Raw genomic sequence first — 3,960 nt, 5'->3', positions numbered from 1 at the left:
AATCACATAACCTCTCCATACTAAAGGTTACAGAAAAACAAGGGCAACTTAAATATACCGCTCGTTGCCAGGTAACTTAACAAAAGACGCTGATAATTGGAAAACCATCAAATGCTATTTATGATCATTGAGCGATTTAAAGACAATGATATGCTGCCAATTTATCAACGTATTCGGGATGAAGGCAGAATGTTTCCCGAAGGTCTTAAATATATCGATAGCTGGGTAGAACCGAATTTTAGTAGATGTTTTCAGGTGATGGAGTGCGATAACTTATGCTTACTTCAGGAATGGATTTTGAAGTGGCGTGGCTCAGGAGTGACTTTTGAAATTATTCCGGTAGTTAGTAGTAAACAAACCCAAGAACTTATTGCACCTCTGCTTAATGGTTTGTAACGGCAAAGTTATCTGCAAGCAACGCCGGTACATTTAGCTGGAAGAGACTTGAAACTTTTACTGATGCTTAACCCATAGCAAATAGCTTCCCGTGCAGATTTCATATCAAGCCAACTTGCGCGATCGCTTCAACCTGCTTTTGAGAGCCACTATCTCGCATCTCTATTGCGAGGTCGGGGCTATTCCAAAGTTTGTCAATACAGTTAAGTGTTTATGCAAGTTAAGTTACCAACTGTCACGCTGATTATGTAGTATGGTGTAATATGAAAGGAGTAATAGATTTTTGTTGCTATTGCCTATGGATCAGCAAACTTACCTAAAAGTACCCTTTGTTTGGGAAGAGCCTAAACCGTTAATTGAAGTTCCACGGCGATTGACTTTTGAGCCAGTCAAGGCAATGCGCGAGAATCTATTAATAAGAATCGTTGGGCGTGTAATGGCTTCATCAATGGATGAAAGTCATCAGAGAAAAATTTCAGAAAGTTCGCCTGACAAAGCGGCTGAGAAATTTTTGAACTTGGCAAGTGATGGCTTTGAGTATCAAGATGACTGGTGGCAGTTTGGGATTAACGAAGATGGCGACATTGTAGGGTTTGTGCTTCCGGTTATCTTTACAGGATGTGCCAAAGAAGGCAAAGAGGAAGGAAGTATCTACGATATTGGCGTGTTACCAGAGTACCAAGGGCATGGTTTTGCAAACGATCTATTGTCACAAGGAACACTTACATTACAACAAGTAGGAGTTTGGCGGGTGTTTTGTGATACTTCTGTCAATAACGTGCGGATGATTTCTGCATTCAAGCGTCTGGGATATCGGCAGTACAGTGAACCTTGGGAGCGCCCCATTTGAATCCGCTTCACTGCTCAAAATCCGATTTTTATCAAGTAGAAGCGATCACTATGCTTTGAATCATAATATGAGAAAAATTTTGATCCATAAATTAGAAAAGAGTTAACGAAAATTCAGGCTTTCGCGCTAATCCGCGTGGGAGTAGCATTGGAACCAAAATGTACGCTAACCACTGATTCCTGTGATAACGATAAAAATTTTACCTTCTTCAATGCCTCATTCTGACCGATAATTCAGGCTTTGAGCGTATTTTTCCTGTGATAAAAATCTTTATCACAGGAATAGATAGATTTGAGAGCGTCGGCTCAAACTCAATTACAGTAAGCATCTTGGGCTTAACGTACATTCCTGTTCCAATGCTACTCACGGGCGTAATCACAAATTAAAACTTTGAATCAAATTATGAGTGAGAGTTGAAATTCTGAATCATAACTAGAGAATGAGTTGAAAAAACACAATTGGACAAAACTTGCACAAAAAATCCCTGAAAAAATTGCTCTAACTTAAACTTTCAATTCAAAATATGGTTCAAATGCCCATGTTATGGTTCAAAATTTTGTTTTAGTAGATATCTGAGTAAAAATCAAATATTTCATTGTCTAAGCGATCGCCCAACAACGGAGCGATCGCTAACCTCAAATCGTAGCTGAATAATAATGATAATCAAGCCGAAGGCTTGATATAAAAGTCTCTCTTAACAGTCTTTTTATCCCCTACACGATAATCATTATTAGTAAAAAACTCGAATATTAAAAGTGAACTATAAACTGGATACTCATTTCTGAAGCATATCATGAGTTAAAATTTCAATTTTTAGTTCAAATCACAATCACCTTGCTCTAGGATCGACCGAGCAAGGAAGTTTCTCGGTCGTACCTGCTGGAAAAGCTTATAAATTAAAATAATTAAGCCATTAAGAAAATTTCAAAACTTACTTGATTCTTACTTGCCGATATCCATTGCTACTCGACAGCCTCTATCAAGTTCAAAATTTCGCTGCAAGTTTCTTCTGGTGTCTTGCCTTTTGTATAAACTATGAACTTTGCCAGTTCATAGTTTGAAGCGTGTCTAACAAAGTGTTCGTTGACATTGAGTTTATCATCTGGCAAGTAGTGATTGCGCTGATTGAGAATCTGGATTGACTCATCTAAATTTGGTGATGGAAGTAAAAGAATCACATTAGGATATGGTGCTAGAGCTTGTTGAACTCGTTGGAATAAAGCAGCATCCTCATACACGGAATGACCACCGCCAAAATCAATAACGCATTGATTATGTGACGATAGCAGCCTTTCAACAGCATAAGCTTCAAATGGCTTCCAATACTGATAAACTCCCCAGAAACCCTCAGTTTCTCGCTTATGCAAAGCTAATTCCTCGTCATAGCCAATCTCAAAGTAGTATGACCAGCGTAGATCATCCATAGAATATTGAGTCAATCCAAGCCTAGAAGCTAAAAGCGCCCCAATAGTAGTTTTGCCAGCACCAATTGGGCCAATGAGAATAATATCTGATTTCATGGGATTCTATTAACAAGGAAAGTCACTTGATGTTCACTACCTCGCTTCAATCAAGTATCAATCTCACAAAGGCGACGAATGAGCCGAGCTTGTGCTTCCAACTGGTGAAGCGCCCAAATAGTAGGAGTACGCAATTTTTCACCGCGCACACCCAATGAGTACAACACCAAAGGTAGCCAATGAGCTTTGAGAGTTACCATCACTGCATCAGCTAAAGTAGACCCAGGTGAGATAGGGCTGGTCTTTAAAAAATTAAGTATTTGGCCATCGATGTTGTTACTGTCTCGTTTAATAGAAAGAATTTCTTGCTTGGCATCGCTCATATAAACACCGAAAATTACGTAGGATTAAAGGAGATTCAATTGCGTAAAATGTAGCGTAAGTTACAAATTACTTTTTAGCTGCCCATTTGGACTAAAAACCCAGGTTTTCTGCATTTTGGCTGCCTGTTAGCAGTAAGGAGCAGTTATAAGATGCAAATTGCAGTTACGGCTATTAACAGTGTACAACTGCTGTTAACTGTCAATTGATGTCATTGGACAGCATTTTTGCACCAACAGTTTTTCCTAAAAATTGCTTCTAACTATTATTGTGACTGCAATAGAGCCATTTTTATCAAAAATCGCTCTGCTGCTGTTGGGGAATTTTGACCAAAAATCATAATACTAAAGTGTTGCAAACGTACTTCAAAAAAACCGTTGAAGAATTTTTCTAGTCTGTTTGTTTTTACTAATTTCCCGACCAGAATTTAAAAACTCGTTGGCGCATGATTCGCAACGAGTTCGGTAGAGTCGCCGTAGATCAAAGGCTAAGTTCATCCTGTTGCTGTCTGCGCTTTTGTTGCTCCTCCCACAGCAAAGCTTCTAGTTCCTGACTCCAATCAGGCTTAAAAGTTGTCACTCTCTTACTCTGGGGCAACAATTCTAATACTGCACTAGCAGCAGTATTCCCTTGCGGATCATTATTAAACGCCAGGATAACTTGATTAGTATCTTTGAGAAATTCCATAGGTAGGTTATTCGGGTCATCAGCTACCATAAACATTGTTCTAGTTGGCGGTAGCCCCTTGCAACTTGAGATTAGGTAGGTTGCTGCTGACATCGCATCAATTGGTGTAGAACACAAAAAGACGTTTTCTACCTTGTCCGTTGGTTGCCCTCCCAATCTCAGATAAAACCAACTATTTGGTGTAGA

General features: G+C 39.2%; 5 protein-coding genes. 2 read left to right on the top strand and 3 right to left on the bottom strand.

Features of this window, described 5'->3' with window-relative positions:
• Nucleotides 1-111: 111 nt before the first annotated feature.
• Both VB732_RS35540 and VB732_RS35535 read left to right on the top strand, forming a co-directional pair.
• Nucleotides 112-396 carry a DUF3303 domain-containing protein gene (locus VB732_RS35540; RefSeq protein WP_322687326.1) on the top strand — a complete coding sequence of 95 codons (285 nt, stop codon included), beginning with the start codon at nt 112-114 and terminating at the stop codon, nt 394-396.
• A 298-nt stretch (nt 397-694) separates the two neighbouring features.
• On the top strand, nt 695-1,246 hold the full coding sequence (locus tag VB732_RS35535; RefSeq protein ID WP_323235491.1) for a GNAT family N-acetyltransferase: 552 nt from the start codon (nt 695-697) through the stop codon (nt 1,244-1,246).
• Nucleotides 1,247-2,208: 962 nt separating this feature from the next.
• Here VB732_RS35535 and VB732_RS35530 read toward each other — a convergent pair.
• From VB732_RS35530 to VB732_RS35520, 3 genes are all read right to left on the bottom strand, one after another.
• On the bottom strand, nt 2,209-2,766 hold the full coding sequence (locus VB732_RS35530) for a shikimate kinase (RefSeq protein WP_323235489.1): 558 nt from the start codon (nt 2,764-2,766) through the stop codon (nt 2,209-2,211).
• 50 nt (nt 2,767-2,816) lie between these two features.
• On the bottom strand, nt 2,817-3,089 hold the full coding sequence (locus VB732_RS35525) for a hypothetical protein (RefSeq protein ID WP_323235488.1): 273 nt from the start codon (nt 3,087-3,089) through the stop codon (nt 2,817-2,819).
• A 478-nt stretch (nt 3,090-3,567) separates the two neighbouring features.
• Nucleotides 3,568-3,960: toprim domain-containing protein (locus VB732_RS35520; protein ID WP_323235487.1), on the bottom strand; the 393-nt coding region annotated here is incomplete at its 5' end.

Source organism: Nostoc sp. UHCC 0252, assembly GCF_034931145.1.
GTDB lineage: Bacteria > Cyanobacteriota > Cyanobacteriia > Cyanobacteriales > Nostocaceae > Nostoc.
The sequence above is the reverse complement of the archived record's forward strand: the minus strand, read 5'-3'. Positions and strand labels throughout refer to the sequence as shown.